Origin of the sequence: Thalassobaculum sp. (assembly GCF_040219215.1) — a bacterium.
In the GTDB taxonomy this organism is placed as follows: Bacteria; Pseudomonadota; Alphaproteobacteria; order Thalassobaculales; family Thalassobaculaceae; genus Thalassobaculum_A.
Genome location: NZ_JAVJSX010000008.1, coordinates 376,480 through 399,716 on the forward strand (window position 1 = coordinate 376,480; position 23,237 = coordinate 399,716).

Consider the following 23,237-nt stretch of genomic DNA (forward strand, 5'->3'; position numbering starts at 1 on the left):
GATCTTCAGATAATCTGATGATGTGGCATGAATCTGCGCCACCTTGAGACGCTGCTGGCCATCGCCGAGTCGGGAAGCTTTGCCGCTGCCGCGGAACGGGTGGGGGTAACGCAGTCGGCAGTGTCCATGCAGATGCAGGCGCTTGAAGCGGCACTGGGGACCGAACTGTTCGATCGCGCCCGTCGGCCACCGGTGTTGAGCGAGATCGGCCTGACCCTGCTGGTGCATGCCCGCGCGGTGGTGCGCGCGGCCGACGATCTGTCGGCCGCTGCATCCGGGACCGTGCTGCGGGGCCGCCTCCGGCTGGGAGTCATTCCTACATCGGCGACCGGTCTGGTGCCGGATGCGCTGGCATTGCTGGCGGCGCGCGCCCCGGATCTGCAGATCCGCATCGAGTCCGGCCTGTCCGCCGATCTGGCGCGGCGGGTGTCGCAGGCGGTGCTGGACGCGGCCCTGGTCACGGAAACACCAAGGCTGGAGCGTGGGTTGGTGGTTCGGCCGATCCTGGAGGAACCGCTGCTGGTGGTCGCTCCGCGCTCGGCCGCCGGCCCACCCGCCCGGACGCTGCTGCGGCGCCTGCCGTTCGTGCGGTTCAACCGGCGCACGGGGGTCGGCCGGGTGATCGACGCCGCCCTGCGGCGCGACCGTGTGGTGGTCAACGAGATCATGGAACTGGATTCGATCGAGGCCATCCTGGCGATGGTCGGGCGCGGCCTCGGGGTCGCCGTCGCGCCGGCCGGCTCGGTCGTCGGCGCGGTTGCCGAAACCGTACACGCCCTGCCGTTCGGCGATCCCCCGGTGCTGCGCCGGGTCGGCCTCCTGGAGCGTGAACGGCCGGCCGGTGCTGAGGTCAATCCGACAACGACCGCTTTGCTGGAGGTGTTCCGGGCGGTGGTCCGGGCGCCGGCCGTGGTGGTCCATGAAAGTGCCGACTTGCCGAGAATGTGACGTTCTCGTAATGATAGGTAATGCTGACTCCGGTATCTTCACGAGGGCCGGCACCGGTCGATCCGGACGCGCTGGGCGACGATGCCATAGGACAGTTGGCCCGCTACTGGCTGGAACTCGCCGACGCTGCCGGCGGGGTGCCGTTGCGCTCGGCCTTCGATCCCCGCCGGGTCCGCATGTTGCTGGCGCGCCTGATCGTGCTCGAGCATCTGGGCGACGATGATTTTCGGTATCGCCTTCTCGGCACCGAAGTGGATCGCTTCACCAAGGCCCGATACACCGGGCGGCGCACGTCCGAGATCCCGGGTCACGGGTACGGCAACCGCATCCATGCGCTGTATATGGCCACCCTGGTGGCGGACCGGCCGATCGGCATGACGCTGCCCTATGTGGGGACCAGTTCGATCTGCTCGTCGGTGCGCCAGATCGCGGTGCCATTCCGTACCGGCGAGGAGCCGGACCAGATCATCTCGCTGATCGAGTTCGAACTGCGGCAGAACGTGGTGCCGGAGCTGATCCCGGCGGAACAGCGTCGGCTGATCTGACGCGGTCTGGCGGCGGGTTCCGAGCCGCGCTATAGCAGCCGGGCATGACCGCGCTTGCCCTCCCCGAACTCGACCTGATCATCCTTGTCGCCATCGCGTTCGCCGTCGCCGGCGGGATCAAGGGCGTCGTCGGACTGGGGTTGCCGACGATCTCGGCGGCAATCATGGCCAGCGTGATCGACCTGCGGGTCGCGGTCGGCATCCTGATCATCCCGCTGCTGGTCACCAACCTGTGGCAGGTGGTTCAGGTCGGCGCGGTAGGCACGCTGGTGCGTCGCTTCGGGGTGCTGAACATGGCGGCGGGCGCCGGTCTGTGGATCGGGACCGAGATCCTGTTCGCGGTCGACCCGCGCTGGATGCAAATGGGTCTGGGCGTGCTGTTGATCCTGAACGCGGTCCTCCAGGTCACCGGTGGCATTCCAGTGATCCCGCGGGCGCGGGAAGCCACATTGTCGGTGCCGGTCGGGCTGGTCTCCGGGATCATCGGCGGCATGACCGGCAGCCAGGGGATCGTGATCGCGGTCTATCTGGCCAGCCTGAACCTGACCCGGGACGAGTACGTCCAGGGGGTCGGGCTGTCGTTCTTCCTGACCGGCATCGTCTGGGTGGTGGCGATTGCCGCCAAGGGCGGCATCACGGTTGAGACGCTGCCGCTGTCGCTTCTCGCCCTGGCGGTCGCATTGGCGGCGATGGCGGTGGGCACCCGGGTACGTCACCGCCTGCCGCAGGCGCGGTTCCGTCAGGCCGTGTTCATCATCATGGCCCTGATGGGCGCGAACCTGTTGCGCCGTGCGGTGATGGGCTGATCAGGCCTCGCCGACGAAGCAGATGTTCTGCAGCGACTCGCCCCGGACGAAGCGGTCGAGCTGTCTGGCGACGAAGGTCCAGCGCCGGGTGGTCATCTCCTCGGTCCAGGCCGAGTTGTGCGGCGACAGGATGACGTTCTGCAGCTTCTGGAACGGGAAGCGCGACGGCCACGGGTTCGGGGCCTTCTTGGACGGGTAGGTGTACCAGACGTCCAGAATGCCGCCGCGGATCCGGTTGCCGGCGAGCGCCGCGTACAGCGCGGCCTCGTCGATCACCTCGCCGCGGGCGACGTTGCAGATGATGGCGTCGGCCTTCATCTTCGCGAACTGGTCGGTGCCGATCATGCCGCGGGTGCTGTCGTCGAGCGGGGCGCACACCACGATGAAGTCGCTCTCGATCACCAGTTTGTCCAGTTCGGCGACGGTGCCGTACCAGTCGACCAGGTCGCCTTCGTCGCGCACGGTGCGGCTGACCGCCATGACGCTCATCCCGAACGCCTTGCAGCGACGCGCGACCTCCCGGCCGATGTGACCGTAGCCGACGATGCCGACGGTGCGGCCGCGCAGTTCCCGGTGCATCGGACCCGCCGAGATCGAGCGGCCGTTGTAGGATTTTTGGCGCATCATCGGGTCGGTGTCGCGCATCAGGCCGACCTGGAACTCCAGCATCCCCAGCAGGATGTGCTCGGCGATCGTGGTTTCGTGCTCGTGGGTGTTGCAGAACACCACGCCTTTCGGCAGGTCGGCGGCGGTGATCCAATCGTAGCCGGTAAACGGGATCTGGTAGAGCTTCAGGCGGTTGGTCGGCGGGACATTGAACCGGCCACCGCCGATGACGACGTCGGCTTGTGCGACGGCCTCCAGAAACCGCTCGGCTTCCTCTGTGACGTCGCAGGAAATGAAGTGCCAGTCGGTCTCGGTCGTCGCGGCCAGGAAGTCGGCGCGTCGGATCGAATTTTTCCCGGCCAGCAGGGCGGTCGGCTTTTCGCTCACAGGTTCGCCTCGTCGGTGTAGCATCCAGAAGGTCGCCGGAGCCGGCGACGCCCAGACCTTGTGTCCGACGCGGCGGTTTGTCTAGCCTCGGCGGGCCTTTGCGACAGGAGAAGATCGATGCCCGAAGGGGGTGACGCCTACGGCGGCTGGCTCGGCTATGAGCGCGCGACAATGACCCGTGGCGCGGTCGCCTGCGGAAACCCCGATGCGGCGCAGGCAGGCGTCGACATCCTGGAGGCCGGCGGCAACGCCATTGATGCCGTTGTGGCGGCGGCCTTTGCCATGGGTGTGGTCGAGCCACTGGACAGCGGGCTGGGTGCAGGCGGGTTCATGACCGTGCACCACGTGCCCAGCGGCACCACCACCTGCCTTGATTTCATGGGAGTCACCCCGGCGGCGACCCGGTACGAGTTGTACCAATCGGTCGAGCCGCTTGGTGACTACACCATCAAGGTGAAGGGCCGGGCGAACGAGCATGGCCATCGTTCGGTCGCGGTGCCGGGGGCGGCTGTCGGGCTGTGCACGGCGCTGGAGCGTTTCGGCACCCTTGACCGCGCGACCGTTCTGGCGCCGTCGATCCGGCTCGCCGCCGACGGGTTCACGGTGGCGGCCAAGGCGGCGCTGCGCATGAAGCGCACCGAGACGATGCTCGACCTGACCGACGAGTGCCGTCGGGTCCTGAAGAAGCCGGACGGCAGCCTGTACGTTGCCGGCGACCGGATGACGATGCCGGACTATGGGCGCAGCCTCGCGGCGATCGCCGAGCACGGGCCGGCGGCGTTCCACACCGGCGATCTGGCGGCGGCGATCGTCGCTGACATGGCGGTGCACAACGGTTTCCTGACGGCGCGGGATCTTGCCAACTATCAGGTGATCGAGCGCGCGCCGGCGACCGGGCAGTATCGTGGCCGGCGGATCGCTACCATGAGCCCGCCATCCTCGGGCGGATTGGTGGCAGCCGGCCTCGCGGCCTTGGAACGTCAGGGTATGGCCGACACCGTCGAAGGCCGGGCCGAGGCGCTGGCGCGCGCCATGCTGGCGGCGTTCGAGGCGCGGCGCACCGGGCTCGGCGACCCGGCGTTCGTGCCGGTGGCCGGCGAATCGTCCGAAACCACCAGCCTGTGCGCCATGGATGTCGCCGGCAACGCTGCCTGCATCACCTTCTCCAACAACAACCACTCGGGCGTGGTGGTGCCGGGCACCGGCATCCTGCTGAACAACCAGATGCGGCTGTTCCACGCCTGGGACGGCAGCCCGAACTCGGTGGCGCCGGGCAAGCGTCCGGCCAGCTCGATGATGCCGTCGCTGGTGTTTGACGGCGCGCGTGCGGCGATGGCGATCGGCGCGTCGGGCGCGACCCGGATCGTCACCGCGCTGATGCAGATCCTGTTTCACCATCTCGGCCGCGGCGTACCGTTGGAGCAGGCGGTGCGCGAACCGCGGCTGCACGCCGAGGAGGACACCTTGATGGCCGATGCCGACTTCCAGGCGGTCGTCGAGCCGCTGGCCGCCAAGCTCGGCCTGCACCTGATCCTGTCGCCGGGCCGCGACCCGATGATGGCCTCGTGCCAGACCATCGCGGTGGAAGCGGACGGAACGGCCACGGCGGTCGGTGACCCTCGGGCGCGGGCACAGGGACGGGTGGTCTGATCCGGTCGGTGGGGACGGTCAGTCCCACTGCCGCGTTAGCGTCGTTCTAAGCGGCCTTTGTACCATCAAGACGGATGTCGCCCCGTGCGACAGCGCGTCATCGCACCCTTTCAACAATGCGTCGCCGGGGTCATTCTGCCGGTCGATCGATTCGACACGAGGATGCCGCATGACCGCACAAGGCCCCGACGCCACCTACTTCGCCCATCTCGCCGAGGGCGACTGGCGGATCCAGAAATGCCGCGGGTGCGGCCAGCATGTGTTTCAGCCGAGGGTGATGTGCCCGTCCTGCGGTGCGGAGGCATTCGATTGGGTGGCGCCGTCGGGCAAGGCCGAGGTGCATTCGACCACGGTGATCCGGCGGCGGGCCGAGCAGGGCGGCGACTACAACGTGGCGCTGATCGATCTTGCGGAAGGCGTGCGGATAATGAGCCGGGTCGAGGGCGTTGATCCTTCGGACGTCACGATCGGCATGGCGGTGACCGCACGTCTTACCGAGCAGGACGGCGAAACCATCGTGGTTTTCGATCCGGCGGGGAAGGGTACCCAATGAGTTGGTATATGAGAGGCAAGGCCGCGGTTGTCGGCGTTGCGACGGCGCATCTGGGCGAGGCGCCCGGGTGGTCGCATCTGGAGATCGCAGCCGACGCGGCGCGCGGCGCGCTGGCCGACGCCGGTCTGACCCTGGCCGATGTCGACGGGCTGTTCGCGGTGTCGATGCACTCGGTGTTTCCGGCCCTGAGCTATGCCGAATACCTCGGCATCCAGCCGCGCTTCTCCGAGGCGACGATCGTCGGCGGGTCGTCGGCGGTGATCCAGATGCTGCAGGCAGCCCTCGCGCTCGAGCACGGGCTGTGCGACGTGGCGCTGATCGTCTACGGCTCCAACCAGCGCTCGGCGTCGGGCAAGCTGCACTCGCCGTCGGGAGCGGAGAACCTGCCCTACGAGAAACCCTACAAGCTGCGCGCGCCGATCGCCGGCTACGCCATGTCGGCGGCCCGGCACATGCACGACTACGGAACCACCCGCGAGCAGTTGGCCGAGGTGGCGGTGGCGGCGCGGATGTGGGCCGCGAAGAATCCGGACGCGTTCATGCGCGACCCGCTGTCGGTCGACGACGTGCTCGGCTCCCGCATGGTGTGCGACCCGTTGACGGTGCGCGACTGCTGCCTGGTCACCGACGGCGGCGGGGCGGTGGTGATGACCCGCGCCGACCGGGCCAGGGACCTGAAGAAGGACCCGGTCTACCTGCTGGGCTGCGCCGGCGGACACACCCACCGCCAGTATTCGATGATGCCGACCCTGACCACCACGGCGGCAGTCCAGAGCGGGCGCGAGGCGTTCGCGATGGCCGGGCTGGCGCCGGCCGACGTCGACGTCGTTCAGGTCTACGATGCCTTCACGATCAACGCCGTCATGCTGCTGGAGGATCTCGGCTTCTGTCCCAAGGGCGAGGGCGGGCGCTACGTCGGTGATGGCAAGCTGCGACCGGGCGGCGGTCTGGCCTTCAACACCTATGGCGGCGGCCTGTCGTGCACCCATCCCGGCATGCTCGGGATCTTCACCACGATCGAGGCGGTCCGCCAGTTGCGCGGCGAGTGCGACGAGCGTCAGGTCGACGGCGCCACGGTCGGCCTTGCGCATGGCAATGGCGGCATGTTCGCCCATGAATCGACCGCGTTGCTCGGCACGGCGGCGACGCTGTGAGGGTGATGGGGTGAGCGGGCGGATTGCGCTGATCCTGGGCGGCGCCCGCTCCGGCAAGTCGCGCCGGGCCGAGGCGCTGGCGTTGGACTGGGGTGGCGAGCCGGTCTATCTCGCCACCGCCGAGGCGTTCGACGACGAGATGCGCACCCGGGTCGCCCAGCACCGCGCCGACCGTGATGGGAGGGGGTGGATCACCGTCGAGGAGCCGGTCGAACTTCCCGCCGCGCTGGCCCGTGAAGCAACTGCCGGCCGAACCGTTCTCGTCGAGTGCCTGACCACATGGCTCGGCAATCTGATGGTCCACGAGCGGCCCGTCGAGCCGGAGATCGATCGGCTGTTGGCGTGGCTTGATGGCCGGCGACAGGGCGATCTGGTCCTGGTCGGCAACGAGGTCGGGCTCGGCATCGTTCCCGAGAACCGGATGGCGCGGGCGTTCCGCGATCACGCCGGACGGCTGCACCAGGAACTGGCGACACGTGCCGGACGGGTCGAACTGGTAGTGGCCGGCTTGCCGATGGTCGTGAAGGGGTAGCGATCGTTCAGCACGCTTCCTTCAGTGCGGCGTCTCCGACCGCCTTCCAGGCGTAGGTCGTGATGTTCAGGATCATGTCGACCGTGCTGCCGTCGGATGCCAGAGGCAGGCTGAGGCGCGACAGTTCCTGGACGCGTCGATTCGACGGCACGCGGGGGCGTCCGCGGCGAAACTCCGGTTGCCGGGTCTCGACCAGCCGCGCGAACGAGGTGTGTAGCGTTTCGGTACGGACGGCCGGGTCGATGAACTCGTCGATGTAGTGGCCGGCCCGGGCGAATGGCGAGGTCATGTGGACGTTGCCGCCGACCAGGCGCAGCCGGAACCGCAGAGGATCCGGCTCGACGTCAACCAACCAGAGATGTGGAAGCAGGTGCACGTGTTGGGTGCCGAGATCGACCGGGTCGAAATGCTGACGACCGGGAAGTCGCCCGCCGCCCGGATGAATGCCCTGCCAGTACTCGTATAGCTGGCACTCGAACACGCCCCGTGAAGCGTCGGAGGTTTCGAGTTGAGTGTCGGTCGTGTCGCAGGCAGCAATCATGGCGTGGTTCTCTGAGCACAGCGTTGGCGGTCTTATGAGGGAAATGTCCGAAGTTTCCGTTAAGAGCGCGCGCCGGCTTCGTCTGCTTGCCAGCCGCAGGGCGGCGCGCTACGTCGATGGTATGGCCGAGCCCACGACCCTGTTCGAGAAGATCTGGCGGCAGCATCGAATCGTCGAGCGCGACGACGGCCAGACGCTGCTGTGGATCGACCGGCATCTCTGCCACGAGGGCTCGTTCCATGCCTTCGACAAGCTGGCGCGTTCCAGCCGTCCGGTCCGCCGCCCGGACCTGACCTTCGCCTTTGCCGACCACTACGTCCCTACCCGTGATCGCGGCGCCGGTGCGCGCGATCCGGAGATCGCCACGATGATCCGGCTGCTGGGCGAGAACACCGCCCGGCATGGCGTGCGGCTGTTCGGGCTGGGCGACCCGGACCAGGGCATCGTGCACGTGGTGGCACCGGAACTCGGGCTGACCCAGCCGGGCCTCACACTGGTCTGCGGCGACAGCCACACCTCGACCCACGGCGCCTTCGGGGCGCTCGCCTTTGGGATCGGCGCGTCCGAGGTCAGCCATGTGCTGGCGACCCAGAGCCTTTGGCAAAAGCGCCCGCGGACCCTGCGGGTGACCGTCGACGGCCGGCTGGGTGCTCATGTATCCGCCAAGGACCTGATCCTGGCGGTGATTGCCCGAATCGGCGCCGACGGCGCGGCCGGGCATGTCGTGGAATACGCCGGCGAGGCGATCCGCGCGCTGCCGATGGAGGCGCGCATGACGGTGTGCAACATGACGATCGAGGCTGGTGGCCGCGCCGGGCTGATCGCGCCGGACGACACGACCTTCGCCTGGCTGCGCGACCGGCGCTACACGCCCAAGGGCGCGGACTGGGATGCAGCGGTGGCCGACTGGCGCCAGTTGGTCAGCGATGCCGGGGCATCGTTCGATCGAGATGTCCGGCTTGATGCGGCGGCGGTCGCACCGACCGTGACCTGGGGGACCAGTCCGGAGAATGCGCTGCCGGTAACCGACCGGGTGCCTGACCCGCAGGCCGAGCCCGACCCTGGCAAGCGGGCTACCCTGGCCGCCGCGGTCGACTACATGGGGCTGGTGCCGGGCATGCCGATCACCGACATCGCGGTCGACCGGGTGTTCATCGGATCGTGCACCAACGCCCGGATCGAGGATCTGCGGAAAGCGGCCGAGGTGTTGAAGGGCCGCCGCGCGACGGTCCCGACCATGGTGGTGCCGGGCTCGTCCGCCGTGAAACGCCAGGCGGAGACCGAGGGTCTGGACCGGGTGTTCCGCGACGCCGGGGCGGAGTGGCTCGACTCCGGCTGCTCGATGTGCGCGGCGACCAATGGTGACATGGTCGCCCCCGGCCAGCGGTGCGCGTCGACCACCAACCGCAATTTCCGGGGTCGTCAGGGACCCGGCGCCCGTACCCACCTAATGAGCCCCGCGATGGCGGCGGCAGCGGCCGTTACCGGCCGGATCACGGACGTTCGTCGGCTTGGGGAGCCGGCATGACACCGTTCACCACCCTGACCGCGTCGGCGATCCCGCTGCGACTTGCCAATGTCGACACCGATCAGCTGCTGCCCGGCCGCTTCCTGCGCAAGCCGCGCAGCGACGGCTACGACAACTATCTGTTCCATGACATCCGCCGGGATCGCGACGGCGCGCTGCGGGCCGACTTTCCATTGAACGACCCACGCTACGCGGCGGCACCCATTCTGGTAGCGGACCGCAATTTCGGCGGCGGGTCGTCGCGGGAAGGCGCGGTTTACGCCCTGGTGGACCGGGGCATCCACGCCGTCATCGCACCGAGTTTCGGCGACATCTTCTTTTCCAATGCCACCAAGAACGGCCTGCTGCCGATTCGGCTGCCGATCGAAACCATCGAGCGGATCTGGTCGATCGCCGAAAGCGATCCGTCGGCGCCGCTGACGATCGACCTCGCCGCACAGACCGTCCGGCTCGCCAACGCCGAGCCGGTCCGGTTTGAGATCGACGCGTTCCAGCGGGCTTGTCTTCTGGAAGGGCGGGACGATATCGATCTGACGCTGGCGCACGCCGAGGCGATTACGTCGTTTGAGACATCTGACCGCGCAACCCGACCCTGGCGCGCGCCGAGCGCCTGACGCCAGCGGTTCAACCCCGACATAGGCCGTCCATGGACTTTCTCCTCGATCCGCACATCTGGGCCAGCTTTCTGACGCTGACGCTGATGGAGATCGTTCTCGGCATCGACAACGTGATCTTCGTGTCGATCGTCGCCAACCGGTTGCCGCCGGAGCGCCGGGCGATGGGGCGGACGATCGGCTTGTCTGGGGCACTGGTGATGCGGGTGGCGCTGCTGTTCGCGATCACCTGGCTGATCGGCTTGACCGCAGTGGCGTTTGAAGTGTTCGGCCACGCGGTTTCGTGGCGCGACATCATCCTGATGGCCGGTGGCCTGTTTCTGCTGGTCAAGGCGACGCTGGAGATCCACAACACGGTTGAGGGCGAGGATCACGGGCCGGACGGTACCGTGGGCGCCGTCGCCGCGGGGTTTGGCGTTGTGATCGCCCAGATCATGGCGCTGGATCTGGTGTTCAGCGTGGACTCGATCCTGACCGCCATCGGGATGGTCGACAACATCGGCGTCATGGTCGCCGCGGTGATGGTCTCGATCGGCGCAATGATGCTGGCATCCAAGCCGATCGCCGACTTCATCCACAATCATCCGACGGCGAAAATGCTGGCGTTGTCGTTCCTGCTGTTGATCGGTGTGGCGCTGGTCGCCGATGCGCTGCAGTTCCACATTCCACGCGGCTACCTCTACGCGGCCATCGGGTTCTCGGTGGCGGTCGAGGCGCTCAATCAGATAGCCCGGCGCAACAGGCGGCCGGCGCGGTAGGAGCGATCCCAAGGGCGGCGGTTCAGAAGAACCGCCAGTCCCCCGTCAGGTCGTGCAATCGGAAGACCGCCGTCGAGTAAGCGAACGCCACAACCGCGAAGGCCGAGGCGCTTGTCACGGGCATGCCGCTCTGCGCGGTCATTTCCAATGCAATCATGGTTAACGTTGCCGGAGCGCCGAGCCAGGCGCAGAGACGCAGCCAAAATCGGGCTTTGTTCTGGGCTTGGCGGCGTCGGGTGAAGACCCTTCGTTTCATCGCTGCGCCTTCCAAACAGAAACAAAATTTTCTATTGGACCTTACAACAATAGGGTCTATAGTAAAAGTGCTTTCGGACTGGGGCACGTCCCCCTCTCCCCACCTGACGCCCAGGCCGAGATGCGAGGACAGCAGGCCCGGAAGGTTCGCCTTCCGGGCCTCACTCGTTGTGATGGGTGAAATTTCAGCTAATAATTGATCAAATTGACGCGACGATCCCGCAGGGAGCGTTTCGCTAGGACTTTCCGTCTTGGCGAGCCGCGGCGCGGGCGAGGGCGGCTTCGCGGTGCGCGATGTAGGCAGCCGATCCGGCAATCACCGCCGCGCCCAGGAACGTCCAGAGGGTGGGTACTTCGCTGAACACCAGCCAGCCGATGAACGCGGCAAATGGCATCCGCACATACTCGAAGCTCATGACCAGGCTTGCCTCGCCGGCGGCGAAGCCGCGCGTGACGGCAAGGTGGCCCAGGGTGCCGCACAGGCCGATCGCCGCCAGCACGGCCCACTGCATCAGCGTCGGCCATTCCCAGAACAGCAAGGCCGCGACGAACGTCATGGGAGTCATCATCACCACCATCCAGGTCACCACCGCTTCGATCGGTTCGGTGTCGGTCAGACGCTTGACGATCAGCACGTTGACCGCGGTGGTGGCGGCAGCGAGCAGGGTCCATAGGGCGGCCGGCTCGACCGCGGTGACGCCCGGACGCAGGATGATCAGCACGCCCACGAAACCGAGTAGGGTGGCGGTCCAGCGCCGCCGCCGCACGGTCTCGCCGAGAAACACCGCGGCCCCGATGGTGGCGAACAACGGCGCGGTGAAGCTGAGGGCCGTTGCGTCGGCGAGCGCGATGTAGCGCAGCGCATAGAACCCGGCGAGCATACCGATCAGGCCGACCGTGGCTCGGACGGCATAAAGCGGCAGCTGCTGGGTGCGCAGGGCACCCGTGCCGTGCCGCAGCAGCCAGGGCGCCATCCAGACGAGGCCGAAAAAGCAACGGAAGAATGCGACCTCGAACGGATGCAGGTCGCGCGCCGCGAACTTGATCAGCCCGCCCATCGTCGCGAAGGCGGCACCGGCCAGCGTCATCCACACCGCAACCCGAAGCGGACCGGGAAACCGGCCGAGCGGATCATGCCGATTGACAGGGCCGGTGGCGGAAGCCTGGACGATCGGGGCGGAGGAAATGGGTGCGGGGGACATGGATGCCGTGGACAGGGGTGCCGCGAGCGTAGTACCGATCCGCCCAGGGAACCAGCCGGACGAGGCCTGCGTGGATCGTGCCGTTATTCTGCTGATCGCTCAGGCGTTTGACGCGGTCGTCGGCGATCCGCCGGCACTTTGGCGCCGGATGCCGCACCCGGTGGCCTTGGTCGGCCGGATGATCGGCTGGCTGGACCGCCGCTGGAACCGGGAGAACGACGCGCCGTCGCGTCGGCGTGACATGGGCATCGCTGCGGTCGTCGTGCTGCTGGTGGCGTCCGTCGGCATCGGTGCCCTGGTCGGTGGGCTGCTTGAGCGGCTGGGCTTGCTGGGTGCCTTTCTGGAAGCGGCAATCGTGGGCGTCTTGCTGGCCCAACGCTCGCTCTACGATCACGTGACGGCAGTCGCCGACGCTTTTCTGATGGACGGGTTGACCGGCGCACGCCGGGCGGTAGCCGAGATCGTCGGCCGCGACCCTGGTGCCTTGGACGAGGCGAGCGTGTGCCGGGCGGCGATCGAGAGCACGGCTGAGAACTTCTCCGACGGCGTGGTGGCGCCGGCCCTGTGGTATCTGGTCGGCGGCCTGCCGGGGCTGTTCGCCTACAAGGTGTTGAACACCGCTGACAGCATGATCGGGCATCGCACCGACCGGCACCGACATTTCGGCTGGGCGGCGGCACGGTTGGACGACTTGGCCAATTGGGTACCTGCCCGCGTTGCTGCCGTCCTGGCGATAGCCGCCGCCTGGACATTGGCGGACGGCGAGCCGGCGGCGGCCTGGCGGTCGGTTCGGCGGGATGCCGACCAGCACCGCTCGATCAATGCCGGCTGGCCGGAAGCGGCGTTTGCTGGTGCGCTGGGGCTGCGGCTGGCCGGTCCGCGCCGGTACCAGGGCGCCCTGGTCGAGGATGCCTGGATGGGAGAGGGTCGGACCGACGCGACACCGGAGGATATCCGGCGGGGACTGGCGCTGTTCATGCGGTCCTGCGGCGCGCTGGCGGTGATGGCAGCGGTGATCGCGGCGCTAGGCTGACCCGCCCGCTGTGCCGCTCACGCGGTGCGGGCCGGCACCGAGCCAGCTTGTTGTTCGCGTTGGAGCCGCCGGCGGATCGGGATCGACACCAGCCAGCCAAGCGCCACGCCGATCTGATCGAATGCGAAGTCGGCGATGTCGGCGGAGCGGCCCGGATCGAATGCCTGGATCATTTCGATGACCAGCCCGGCGTTCATGAGCAGTACGGCCAGAATGCCCCCGCTGATCCACCGCCCCAGCACCGGGATCGCCACCACGGCCGCGGCGAAGAACACCAGCATGTGCTCCACCTTGTCGGGGTTCAGCATGTAGTCGACGGTCAGCAGTTCGGCCGGCGTCTCCAGGCTGAACCAGGCGGCAGCGTTCAGAACAGCTACATAGGCAACTGCCCAGGCCACCCGGACCCGCATGCGACGGGCCCGCCGCCGCTGGCGCCGTTCCCGGCGCCGACGGCGGTCAATCGCCCGGCGGGCGGCGATGAGCGGATCCGATTCGCTCGACATCAAGGCGTCTCCAGAATGCCTGGAACGAACCGCATTCTAGGAAAAACCCCGGACGATGGCGAGCCTGCTGGACTTCTGTTCCGCAATCAACACGCGCTCGGCGCTCAGAATTCGGCCGAATCGATGATCATCGGCTCGTCGGATGCCGACTTCGCCCACTCCTTCATCGACGGCAGAGTCCAAATTGCATCGGCGTAGGCCTGCTCGACCTCGCCCAGGGCCACACCGTACGTCCGGAAGCGGGTGACCACCGGCGCATACATCGCGTCGGCGATCGAGAAGCTGCCGAACAGGAACGGCCCGTCCGTCCCGTGCCGGGACCGGCATTGCCGCCACAGCGAAGTGATCCGGTCGATCTCTTCCTTGACCCCTGGTTTGCGTCCTTCGTTGGGGAAGCTGGAGCGGATGTTCATCGGCATGTGCTGGCGCAGGGCGGTGAAGCCGGTGTGCATTTCCGCGGAAACCGAACGGGCCAGTGCCCGCGCGGCCCGATCCTGCGGCCACAGGCCGGCGTCCGGCTTCAACTCGGCGACGTACTCGCAGATCGCCAGGCTGTCCCAGACGGTCAGGTCGCCATGCTTGAGCGCCGGCAGGCGGCCGGATGCCGAGTGCTTCAGGATCTCTGCCTTGGTGCCGTTGGTCGACAGCGCAATCAGCACCTCGTCGAACTCAAGACCCGCATGGCGCAAGACCAGCCACGGCCTCAGCGACCATGACGAGTAGTTCTTGTTGCCGATAACCAGTGTCAGCTCTGCCACGGTGCGCTCTCCCTCACTCTCGTTGAATGTCATTTAAGCGCCTTGCTTGTCGCCGTGAAGCCCTGGACGGTATACCGGATCCGCAACAGCCGCGAAGACGGAGAGAATCCCGTGCCCTACAACCTTGTCGGACGAGCAACCGCCGGAACCGTTCCCATCACGCCAATCGAGGCTTCCGGCCTCGAAGCATGGCTTGGCGGAACGGACCAACGGACCGCTGCCTGGGTGCGTGCGACCGGCTTCAAGGCAAAGCCCGGCGATACGGCGTTGATACCCGATGACAAGGGGGGATTGGCCAGAATTCTGCTGGGGGTCGAGGCGGCCGGGCGTACCGGGTTGTGGGACTACGCCGGGCTGCCGGGCGCACTGCCGGGTGGCCGGTACGCCATCGACGCCGCCATCGATCCGGCGGACGCGACCCGCGCGGCCCTCGGCTGGGCGCTGGCAACCTATCGGTTCGACCGGTACACGACCATGCCGGCCGCCGAGGCCGAACTGGTCTGGCCGAAGGCGGCCGATCGCGACTATGTCGAACGGGCAGCCGCTGGTACGGCGCTGGCCCGCGATCTGGTCAACACCCCGGCCAACGACCTTGGCCCGACCCAGCTCGCCGAAGAGGCCAAGGCGCTTGCCAAGGCGTACAAGGCGAAGTTCTCCGTGCTCGTCGGCGATCAGCTGCTGAAGAAGAACTACCCGACGATCCACGCGGTCGGCCGGGGAGCGACCGACGCCCCGCGCCTGATCGATCTGCAATGGGGCGACCCGGCGCACCCGAAGGTCACCCTGGTCGGCAAGGGCGTGTGCTTCGACACCGGCGGCTACGACATCAAGCCGTCGAACGGCATGCTGACCATGAAGAAGGACATGGGCGGTTCGGCCCAGGTGCTCGGCCTCGCACGGATGATCATGGACGCCGGCCTCAAGGTCCGGCTGCGGGTGCTGGTCCCGGCGGTCAAGAACATGATCTCCGGCGATGCCTTTCTGCCGATGGACGTGATTCGCACCCGCAAGGGCACCACCGTGGAGATCGGCAACACCGACGCCGAGGGTCGCCTGGTGCTGTGCGACGCGTTGGCCGAGGCCGATTCGGAGAAGCCCGACCTGTTGCTCGACTATGCCACGCTGACCGGTGCCGCCCGGGTGGCACTTGGCACCGACCTGCCGGCCCTGTTCAGCAACGACCAGCAGGTGGCCGACGACTGGCTTCGTTGCGGCATCGACGAAGAGGACCCTGTGTGGCGGCTGCCGCTGCACGCCCCGTATCGCTCCATGCTGAAAACCAAGATCGCCGACCTGTCGAACACCGGCAGCGCGCCATACGGCGGCGCGATCACCGCGGCGCTGTTCCTGGAGCATTTCGTTTCGCCGACGACGCGCTGGGCCCACATCGATCTGATGGCGTGGAACCTGAAGGACCGGCCCGGCCGTCCCGAGGGTGGCGAGGCCATGGCGATGCGCAGCGCCTATCGCATGATCGAGCATCGTTTCGGAAGCTGAGCGCTTGCGGATTCCGTGCGATCAGGGTACCGCTACTGTCGGTTCGTTGTCGTAACGACCGTGTTGATGCCATCGGCGGGCAAGAAGGGGCAGCATGCAAGCGGCGGATCAGCATCGGGCGTTGAATCTGTGGCGTCTGGCGACCGTGGCGGGTGTGCGTCGTGACGGCCCCGACCTGACCGCCCGGCAGATGGCAATCCTGCTGACGGCCTATCTGACGCCGCCGCCGCACACGGTGCGCGGGCTGGCCGAGAGCATGAACATCTCCAAGCCGGCGGTGACCCGGGCGCTCGATCGTCTCGGCGAATTGGGCTTTCTGCGCCGCAAGGTCGACGAAGCCGACCGGCGCAGCGTTCTGGTGCAGCGGACCGTCAAGGGCTCGGTCTTCCTGTCGGAGTTCGCCGAGCTGGTTCACGGTGCCGAGCGGGTGCTGGATGGAGCCGACCCGGCCGACCTGCTCTGAACCACGGGACGGAACCGGGCGCCATCTTCCCGCCACAGATGACCGGTGTAAGATCAGTCCAGCCGCCAGAGCCATCCCCCTGTGAGATGAGGATCCCGATGCTGTCAGCTCGCCTCTGCGCCGCCGCCATAGCCTTGGGCCTCACGGCTGCCGTTCCGGCTGCCGCCGATCAGTACACGGCACCACCCGCCCACGGCATCGCCATGCACGGCGACCTGAAGTACGGGCCGGACTTTACGCATTTCGACTACACATCACCCGACGCGCCGAAGGGCGGCACCATCACCAGCGAGGCCACCGGCAGCTTCGACAGCTTCAATCCGTTCGTGCTGCGCGGCCAGCCGGCCGCCGGCATCACCCTACTCTACGAAACCCTGACCGAGCAGTCGCTGGACGAGCCGTTCTCCGAGTACGGACTGCTGGCCGAGACCATCGAGATGCCGGAGGACCGGTCCTGGGTAGCCTTCAACCTGCGGCCCGAGGCGCGCTGGCATGACGGCAAGCCGGTGACGGCCGAGGACGTGGTCTGGACCTTCAATACCTTGATGGAGAAGGGCGCACCGTTCTATCGGTACTACTACGCCGATGTCTCGTCGGTGAAGGCGACGACCGACCGCCGGGTGCTGTTCGTGTTCAAGGAGGGGGTCAATCGCGAGCTGCCCCTGATTGTCGGTCAACTGCCGGTGCTGCCGAAGCACTGGTGGCAGGACAAGGACTTCGCTAACCCGCCGTTCGAGCCGCCTCTCGGCTCCGGCCCCTACCGGGTCAAAGGGTTTGAAGCCGGCCGGTCGGTCACCTATCAGCGGGTCGATGATTACTGGGGCAAGAACGTGCCGGTCATGCGCGGGCGCTGGAACGCCGATACCATGATCTACGAGTATTTCCGGGATCGAGACATCGCGACCGAGGCATTGAAGGCCGGGACCTTCGACCTGCGAGCCGAGAACTCCTCCAAGCGCTGGGCCACCGCATTCGACTTTCCGGCGCTGTCGGCGGGGATGGCGATCAAGGAGGAAATCCCGGACCGCAGCATCGCGTCGATGCAGGCCTTCGTCTTCAACACCCGTCGGCCGGTGTTCCAGGACCGCAAGGTGCGCGAGGCGATCGGATACGCGTTCGATTTCGAATGGACCAACAAGGCGCTGATGTACGGTGCCTACACCCGCACCGACAGCTATTTCGACAATTCGGAACTCGGGTCGACCGGGCTGCCGGAGGGGGCTGAACTGGCCCTGCTGGAGCCGCATCGCGACCGCTTGCCGCCGGAGGTGTTCACCCAGAAGTTCAAGGTGCCGGTCACCGACGGGTCCGGCAACCCGCGCCAGAACCTGCGGGCGGCGCTTGCGCTGCTGCGCGAGGCCGGATGGAAGGTCGAGGGAGGCGCGCTGAGGAACTCGGACGGCCGCGAACTGGCCTTCGAGATCCTCCTGGTGTCGCCGGACAGCGAACGCCTCGTCCTGCCGTTCGCGGCCAATCTTCAGAAGCTCGGCATCAAGGCGTCGGTGCGCACCGTCGATCCGGCTCAGTACCAGAACCGGGTGCGCAGCTTCGATTTCGACATGATCATCGGGTCGTTCCCGCAGTCGCCGTCGCCAGGCAACGAGCAGCGCGATTTCTGGTCGTCTGCGGTGGCGGACGAACCGGGGTCGCGGAACACCATCGGGATCAAGGACCCGGTGGTGGATGCCCTCGTCGAGAAGGTCATCCAGGCGCCGGACCGGGCGGCCTTGGTGGCCGCGACCCGGGCGCTCGACCGGGTGCTGCTGTGGGGGTTCTACGTCGTGCCGCAGTTCCACAGCGAGTCATACCGGCTGGTGTACTGGAATAAATTCGGCAAGCCGGCGATCAGTCCCGACACCTCGCCGGGTTATCCGGACACCTGGTGGGTAGACCCGGAAAAGGTGGCCGCCGTCGAGGCGTGGCGCCGGAACCGGAACTAGCGTGCAAGCGGGCCGGGGAGACGACGGGTGACCGCCTACATCCTGCGACGCCTGCTGCTGATCGTGCCGACCCTGGTCGCGATCATGGTGATCAACTTCGTGATCGTGCAGGCGGCGCCCGGCGGACCGATCGATCAGGTCATTGCCCAGATCAGGGGCCAGGGCGACGTGACCAGCCGGCTCACCGGCGGAGGGGCCGATACTGCGGAGCGATCGTCGGGACCCGGCCAGAGCCGAGGCACCCGCGGTCTCGACCCGGAATTCGTGAAGCAGCTGGAGAAGCAGTTCGGCTTCGACAAGCCGTTGCCCGAGCGGTTCGTTTCGATGATGGCCAGCTATGTGATGTTCGATTTCGGCGACAGCTTCTTCAAGGCGCGCCGGGTGACCGACTTGGTCCTGGAGAAGATGCCGGTGTCGATCTCGCTGGGGCTGTGGACCACCTTGCTGGTGTATCTGATCTCGATCCCGCTCGGAATCCGCAAGGCGGTGCGCGACGGCTCGCGCTTCGACATCTGGACCAGCGGCATCATCATCGTCGGCAACGCGATCCCGTCCTTCCTGTTCGCGGTGCTGCTGGTCGTGCTGTTCGCCGGGGGCAGCTATCTGCAGATCTTCCCGCTGCGAGGGCTGGTGTCCAGCAACTGGGCGGAGCTTGGTGTCGTCGACAAGGTCCTGGACTACCTGTGGCATATGGTGCTGCCGATCACGGCCATGGTGATCGGCGGGTTCGCCAGCCTGACCATGCTGACCAAGAACTCGTTCCTCGACGAGATCAACAAGCAGTACGTCGTGACCGCCAAGGCCAAGGGTCTCACCGAGCGCGGGGTGCTGTACGGCCACGTCTTCCGCAACGCCATGCTGCTGGTGATCGCCGGATTCCCGTCGGCGTTCGTCTCGGTGCTGTTCGCGGGATCGCTGTTCATCGAGATCATCTTCTCGATCGACGGCCTGGGCCTGCTGGGCTACGAGGCGGCCCTGCAGCGCGACTATCCAGTGATGTTCGGGACGTTGTTCTTCTTCACGTTGCTGGGCCTGCTCCTCAACCTGATCGGTGACCTGATGTACGTCGCGGTCGATCCCCGGATCGACTTCGAGACGCGGGAGAGCTGAGCGTGGGCGACCGGGTCCTCGGCCTGCGCGTCACGCCGATCAATCGGCGGCGCTGGGACAATTTCCGCCGCAACCGGCGAGGCTTCTGGTCGACCTGGATCTTCCTGGCGCTGTTCGTGCTGACCCTGGGAGCGGAGCTCATCGCGAACGACAAGCCGCTGCTCATCAACTTTGACGGCAGCCTGTACGTTCCGATCGTCGCCAGCTACCCGGAGACCACGTTCGGCGGCGACTTCCCGACCGAAGCCGACTACCGCGATCCCTACGTCCAGGACCTCATCGGCCAGAAGGGCTGGGTGATCTGGCCGCTGATCCGGTTCGCGTACGATACGATCGATGCCGAACTGGACCGTCCGGCCCCGTCGCCACCGGATGCCCGCCATTGGCTGGGGACCGACGATCAGGCACGCGACGTGCTGGCCCGGGTGATCTACGGCTTCCGGATCTCGGTGCTGTTCGGGCTTCTGCTGACCTTGCTGTCCTCGGTCGTCGGCGTCGCGGCCGGTGCGGTGCAGGGATTCTATGGCGGGCTGGTCGACCTGCTGTTCCAGCGCTTCATCGAGATCTGGGGCGGGATGCCGTCGCTGTTCATCCTGATCATCCTGGCATCGGTGATCATACCGGGCTTCTTCACTCTGCTCGGCCTGCTGCTGCTGTTCAGTTGGACGGCCTTGGTCGGCCTGGTGCGTGCCGAGTTCCTGCGCGCCCGCAACCTGGACTACGTGCGCGCCGCCCGCGCGCTGGGCGTGTCCGATCGCGTGATCATCTGGCGCCACGTGCTGCCGAACGCCATGGTCGCGACCCTGACCTTCCTGCCGTTCATCCTGAACGGCTCGATCACCGCCCTGACCGGCCTCGATTTCCTCGGCTTCGGCCTGCCGCCGGGCTCGCCGTCGCTTGGCGAGTTGTTGAGCCAGGGCAAGAACAACCTCCAGGCGCCGTGGCTCGGCCTGACCGCGTTCTTCACCCTGGCGATCATGTTGAGCCTGCTGATCTTCGTCGGCGAGGCGGTGCGCGACGCCTTCGATCCGCGAAAGACCTTCCGCTGATGGCCGCCCTGCTTGAGATCCGGGACCTGTCGGTTGCCTTCGGGGACAACCAGGCGGTGCGCGGCGTGTCGTTCGCGATCGAACCGGGGGAAACCCTGGCGCTGGTCGGCGAGTCCGGGTCCGGCAAATCGGTGACGGCGCTGTCGGTCCTGCAGTTGCTGCCCTATCCGGCGGCCCGCCACGGCGCCGGCTCCAGCGTGCTCTGGAAGGGCGAGGAACTGATGGACGCCCGCGAGCCGGTTCTGCGCCGGATCCGCGGCAACGAGATCGCGATGATCTTCCAGGAGCCAATGACCTCGCTGAATCCGCTGCACACGGTGGAGCGGCAGATCGGCGAGATCCTGGGCCTGCACAAGGGGCTGCGCGGCACCGCCGCGCGCAACCGCACCCTGGAACTGCTTGACCTGGTCGGCATCCGCGACCCCGAGACCCGGCTCGGTTCCTATCCGCACCAGCTGTCCGGCGGACAGCGCCAGCGGGTGATGATCGCGATGGCGCTCGCCAACGAGCCGGACCTGCTGATCGCCGACGAGCCGACCACCGCCCTGGACGTCACCATCCAGGCGCAGATCCTGACCCTGCTCGGCGACCTGCAGCGCCGGCTCGGCATGGCCATGCTGCTGATCACCCATGACCTGGGCATCGTGCGCAAGATCGCCGACGGGGTCTGCGTGATGACCGAGGGCCGGATCGTCGAGGCCGGCCCGACCGAGCAGGTGTTCACCGAGCCGGAGCACGACTACACGCAGATGCTGCTCGCCGCCGAGCCCAAGGGGATCTCGCGGCCGGTCGCCGACCGGGCCCCGACGGTCCTGCAGGCGTCGGACATGCGGGTATGGTTCCCGATTCAGCGCGGTATTCTGAAACGCACGGTCGGGCACATCAAGGCGGTCGACGGCGTCAATGTGAAGGTTCGCGCCGGCGAGACCGTCGGGGTGGTCGGCGAGTCTGGTTCCGGCAAGACGACCCTGGCGATGGCGTTGCTGCGTCTCCAGAAATCGACCGGGCGGCTGGCGTTCCACGGCCAGGAGATCCAGGGCATGAACCGGCAGGACATCCGTCACCTGCGCCGCGACATGCAGATCGTCTTCCAGGACCCCTACGGCAGCCTGAGCCCGCGCATGTCGATCGCGCAGATCGTGCGGGAGGGCCTGGACGTCCACGAGCCGGCCGAGCTTGGCCTGCCGACCGAGGCCGACAAGGAGCGCCGGATCGACGAGGTGCTGGGCGAGGTCGGGCTCGACCCCGCCATGCGCGACCGCTATCCGCACGAGTTCTCCGGCGGCCAGCGCCAGCGCATCGCCATCGCGCGCGCCATGGTTCTGCGCCCCAAGCTGCTGGTGCTGGACGAGCCGACCTCCGCGCTCGACATGAGCGTGCAGGCCCAGATCGTCGACCTGCTGCGCGACCTTCAGGCGGCCCATCAACTGGCCTACCTGTTCATCAGCCACGACCTGAAGGTGGTGCGGGCGATCGCCCACCGGGTGATCGTGATGAAGGATGGTCAGGTGGTGGAGTCCGGCGATACCCAATCGGTCATGGACAACCCGCGCGAAGCCTACACCCGCGCCCTGATGGCGGCGGCGTTCGACCTGGAAGCGGTCGAGACCGGCGCCGTCAGGGGGTAGGCGGGGGGCTGTCTGAACGATCGGACTACGGTGTCGCTGCGGCAGCAGCCCGGCCTGAGTCAAAAACCTCGGTGAACTGGATCACCTTGTCGCCGCGGAACTGCCAGAGGTGGGCGGCCCGCACTTCGGCGGTTCTCCCGGTTGCCTTGTAGGTCCAGGCGCAACGTCCGAACATGGCGATCTTGTCGCCGTCGCAGATATAGGTCTCCGGTGTCCAATGGACCATCTGCCAGTCGCGGAGCAGGGACTCAAAATAGGCTGCCGCCTGCTCCTTGGAGCGCCGATCTTCTGCAAATGAAAGACCGGCGGACGCTTCGTCCATGCTGCAGATGCAGACTTCGTCGTCGAACAGATCAAGCCAGGGCGATACTGCCCCCTTTGACTCGTTCCATGTTGCGAAAGCCGATTTGAGCTGGTCGAGGTTCGGATTGCCTGACATTGAAGAGCCCTCCCATGCAATGTGCCCCTTAAAGTAGCGGGATGGCGGTAATAAAAAAGCCTCTAGTAGCAACGCGTTGTTCGGCCTACGGAAAGCCGTTGCGGCCGTGTGCGCGAAATCCGGGATGTTCGCTCAGTCTCTCGTAGTAGGCCCTCACCGCCGGGCAGTCGGCGTGGTCGATCGGCGTCATCACCCAGCGGTTTACCGACAGGCCGAGCACGACGTCGGCGAGCGTGAAGGCATCTCCGACCGCGTACCCGCCGGTTGCCGTCAACTGTTGTTCGAGAATCCGCATGTTGGCGTTCCAGGTCCGGGCGCTGGCCGCGATCTGGGCGGGGTCGGCGAACGCCGGGTCCTGGCGGACCAGGGCGACGAAGGCATAGCGCCAGGAGGCGTTCAGGTCGGTTGCCTGCCAGTCCATCCAGCGCTCGACCAGCGCCCGTTCACGCGGCGCCGTCGGCAGCAGATCGGTGCGTCCATGCTTGCCCGCCAGATATCGGCAGATGGTGTTGGATTCCCACAGTACCCCGGCCTCGTCCTCGATCACCGGCACCAGGCCATTGGGGTTCAGAGCCAGGAATTCGGCCGTCCGGGTTGAAGCGAAGCCGCTGCCCCAGTCCTCGCGTTCATAGGATGCGCCGATCTCGGCGCAGGTCCACAGCACCTTGCGGACGTTGATCGAGGAGGCTTTGCCGAGAATGCGGAGCATGGTTGGAAGACTTTCACGTAGTTGGCGCG

Annotated in this window: 25 protein-coding genes; 17 read left to right on the forward strand and 8 right to left on the reverse strand. The window is 66.9% G+C overall.

From position 1 onward, the window contains the following. Positions 1–27 precede the first annotated feature (27 nt). Genes RIC54_RS07225 through RIC54_RS07235 form a run of 3 tightly spaced genes read left to right on the forward strand, consistent with a single transcriptional unit; the run spans position 28 to position 2,299 of the window. Positions 28–948, forward strand: a complete 921-nt coding sequence (locus tag RIC54_RS07225) for a LysR family transcriptional regulator (protein ID WP_350086050.1) — start codon at positions 28–30, stop codon at positions 946–948. 20 nt (positions 949–968) lie between these two features. Beyond that, the gene (locus RIC54_RS07230; RefSeq protein WP_350086053.1) at positions 969–1,493 is read left to right on the forward strand and encodes a PAS domain-containing protein; all 525 of its coding nucleotides are present in this window, start codon (positions 969–971) and stop codon (positions 1,491–1,493) included. A gap of 44 nt (positions 1,494–1,537) precedes the next feature. Next, positions 1,538–2,299 carry a TSUP family transporter gene (locus tag RIC54_RS07235; protein ID WP_350086056.1) on the forward strand — a complete coding sequence of 254 codons (762 nt, stop codon included), beginning with the start codon at positions 1,538–1,540 and terminating at the stop codon, positions 2,297–2,299. Here RIC54_RS07235 and RIC54_RS07240 read toward each other — a convergent pair whose 3' ends face one another. Beyond that, positions 2,300–3,292, reverse strand: a complete 993-nt coding sequence (locus RIC54_RS07240) for a 2-hydroxyacid dehydrogenase (protein WP_350086059.1) — start codon at positions 3,290–3,292, stop codon at positions 2,300–2,302. 117 nt (positions 3,293–3,409) lie between these two features. On the opposite strand from RIC54_RS07240, the gene RIC54_RS07245 reads away from it, so the two are divergent. From RIC54_RS07245 to cobU, 4 genes are all read left to right on the forward strand, one after another. Beyond that, the gene (locus tag RIC54_RS07245; RefSeq protein ID WP_350086062.1) at positions 3,410–4,942 is read left to right on the forward strand and encodes a gamma-glutamyltransferase family protein; all 1,533 of its coding nucleotides are present in this window, start codon (positions 3,410–3,412) and stop codon (positions 4,940–4,942) included. 169 nt (positions 4,943–5,111) lie between these two features. Beyond that, positions 5,112–5,495, forward strand: coding sequence for a Zn-ribbon domain-containing OB-fold protein (locus RIC54_RS07250; RefSeq protein WP_350086065.1), 384 nt, complete (start codon positions 5,112–5,114; stop codon positions 5,493–5,495). Between the two features lie 8 nt (positions 5,496–5,503). Beyond that, the gene (locus RIC54_RS07255) at positions 5,504–6,649 is read left to right on the forward strand and encodes an acetyl-CoA acetyltransferase (protein WP_350086068.1); all 1,146 of its coding nucleotides are present in this window, start codon (positions 5,504–5,506) and stop codon (positions 6,647–6,649) included. A 10-nt stretch (positions 6,650–6,659) separates the two neighbouring features. Beyond that, positions 6,660–7,181: a bifunctional adenosylcobinamide kinase/adenosylcobinamide-phosphate guanylyltransferase gene (cobU, locus tag RIC54_RS07260; protein WP_350086071.1), complete on the forward strand. Its 522-nt coding sequence runs from the start codon at positions 6,660–6,662 to the stop codon at positions 7,179–7,181. 7 nt (positions 7,182–7,188) lie between these two features. On the opposite strand, the gene RIC54_RS07265 is transcribed toward cobU, so the two are convergent. After that, positions 7,189–7,722 (reverse strand): PAS domain-containing protein, encoded by a 534-nt coding sequence (locus tag RIC54_RS07265; RefSeq protein WP_350086076.1) that lies wholly within the window; start codon positions 7,720–7,722, stop codon positions 7,189–7,191. A gap of 121 nt (positions 7,723–7,843) precedes the next feature. Here RIC54_RS07265 and leuC point away from each other — a divergent pair, with 121 nt between their 5' ends. From leuC to RIC54_RS07280, 3 genes are read left to right on the forward strand one after another with little or no spacing between them, the layout of a single operon-like run. Beyond that, positions 7,844–9,250, forward strand: a complete 1,407-nt coding sequence (gene leuC / locus RIC54_RS07270) for a 3-isopropylmalate dehydratase large subunit (RefSeq protein WP_350087905.1) — start codon at positions 7,844–7,846, stop codon at positions 9,248–9,250. Then, positions 9,247–9,864: a 3-isopropylmalate dehydratase small subunit gene (gene leuD / locus RIC54_RS07275; RefSeq protein WP_350086079.1), complete on the forward strand. Its 618-nt coding sequence runs from the start codon at positions 9,247–9,249 to the stop codon at positions 9,862–9,864. Before leuC ends, leuD begins: the two co-directional genes overlap by 4 nt. A 32-nt stretch (positions 9,865–9,896) precedes the next feature. Further along, complete coding sequence (locus RIC54_RS07280) at positions 9,897–10,622, forward strand: TerC family protein (RefSeq protein ID WP_350086082.1); 726 nt, start codon at positions 9,897–9,899, stop codon at positions 10,620–10,622. A 22-nt stretch (positions 10,623–10,644) separates the two neighbouring features. Here the strand turns inward: RIC54_RS07280 and RIC54_RS07285 are convergent, their stop codons facing one another. Both RIC54_RS07285 and RIC54_RS07290 read right to left on the reverse strand, forming a co-directional pair. Continuing rightward, a complete protein-coding gene (locus tag RIC54_RS07285) occupies positions 10,645–10,878 on the reverse strand; it encodes a hypothetical protein (RefSeq protein WP_350086085.1) in 234 nt (77 codons plus the stop codon). Between the two features lie 235 nt (positions 10,879–11,113). Further along, positions 11,114–11,965 carry a DMT family transporter gene (locus tag RIC54_RS07290; RefSeq protein WP_350086088.1) on the reverse strand — a complete coding sequence of 284 codons (852 nt, stop codon included), beginning with the start codon at positions 11,963–11,965 and terminating at the stop codon, positions 11,114–11,116. 184 nt (positions 11,966–12,149) lie between these two features. On the opposite strand from RIC54_RS07290, the gene cbiB reads away from it, so the two are divergent. Then, on the forward strand, positions 12,150–13,112 hold the full coding sequence (cbiB, locus tag RIC54_RS07295; protein WP_350086091.1) for an adenosylcobinamide-phosphate synthase CbiB: 963 nt from the start codon (positions 12,150–12,152) through the stop codon (positions 13,110–13,112). A 17-nt stretch (positions 13,113–13,129) separates the two neighbouring features. On the opposite strand, the gene RIC54_RS07300 is transcribed toward cbiB, so the two are convergent. Continuing rightward, positions 13,130–13,615 carry a VanZ family protein gene (locus RIC54_RS07300; protein ID WP_350086094.1) on the reverse strand — a complete coding sequence of 162 codons (486 nt, stop codon included), beginning with the start codon at positions 13,613–13,615 and terminating at the stop codon, positions 13,130–13,132. 104 nt (positions 13,616–13,719) lie between these two features. Continuing rightward, complete coding sequence (locus RIC54_RS07305) at positions 13,720–14,373, reverse strand: glutathione S-transferase family protein (protein WP_350086097.1); 654 nt, start codon at positions 14,371–14,373, stop codon at positions 13,720–13,722. Positions 14,374–14,484: 111 nt separating this feature from the next. On the opposite strand from RIC54_RS07305, the gene RIC54_RS07310 reads away from it, so the two are divergent. From RIC54_RS07310 to RIC54_RS07335, 6 genes are all read left to right on the forward strand, one after another. Next, a complete protein-coding gene (locus RIC54_RS07310; RefSeq protein WP_350086100.1) occupies positions 14,485–15,870 on the forward strand; it encodes a leucyl aminopeptidase family protein in 1,386 nt (461 codons plus the stop codon). 94 nt (positions 15,871–15,964) lie between these two features. Continuing rightward, positions 15,965–16,333, forward strand: coding sequence for a MarR family transcriptional regulator (locus tag RIC54_RS07315; RefSeq protein ID WP_350086103.1), 369 nt, complete (start codon positions 15,965–15,967; stop codon positions 16,331–16,333). A gap of 98 nt (positions 16,334–16,431) precedes the next feature. Then, positions 16,432–18,273: an extracellular solute-binding protein gene (locus tag RIC54_RS07320; RefSeq protein WP_350086106.1), complete on the forward strand. Its 1,842-nt coding sequence runs from the start codon at positions 16,432–16,434 to the stop codon at positions 18,271–18,273. Between the two features lie 27 nt (positions 18,274–18,300). Next, on the forward strand, positions 18,301–19,383 hold the full coding sequence (locus tag RIC54_RS07325) for a microcin C ABC transporter permease YejB (RefSeq protein WP_350150896.1): 1,083 nt from the start codon (positions 18,301–18,303) through the stop codon (positions 19,381–19,383). A 2-nt stretch (positions 19,384–19,385) separates the two neighbouring features. Next, complete coding sequence (locus RIC54_RS07330; protein WP_350086112.1) at positions 19,386–20,432, forward strand: ABC transporter permease; 1,047 nt, start codon at positions 19,386–19,388, stop codon at positions 20,430–20,432. Next, positions 20,432–22,060, forward strand: a complete 1,629-nt coding sequence (locus RIC54_RS07335; RefSeq protein ID WP_350086115.1) for an ABC transporter ATP-binding protein — start codon at positions 20,432–20,434, stop codon at positions 22,058–22,060. Before RIC54_RS07330 ends, RIC54_RS07335 begins: the two co-directional genes overlap by 1 nt. A 25-nt stretch (positions 22,061–22,085) precedes the next feature. On the opposite strand, the gene RIC54_RS07340 is transcribed toward RIC54_RS07335, so the two are convergent. Continuing rightward, positions 22,086–22,499, reverse strand: coding sequence for a nuclear transport factor 2 family protein (locus tag RIC54_RS07340; RefSeq protein WP_350086118.1), 414 nt, complete (start codon positions 22,497–22,499; stop codon positions 22,086–22,088). Between the two features lie 85 nt (positions 22,500–22,584). Then, positions 22,585–23,208, reverse strand: a complete 624-nt coding sequence (locus tag RIC54_RS07345) for a glutathione S-transferase family protein (protein ID WP_350086121.1) — start codon at positions 23,206–23,208, stop codon at positions 22,585–22,587. Positions 23,209–23,237 lie beyond the last annotated feature (29 nt).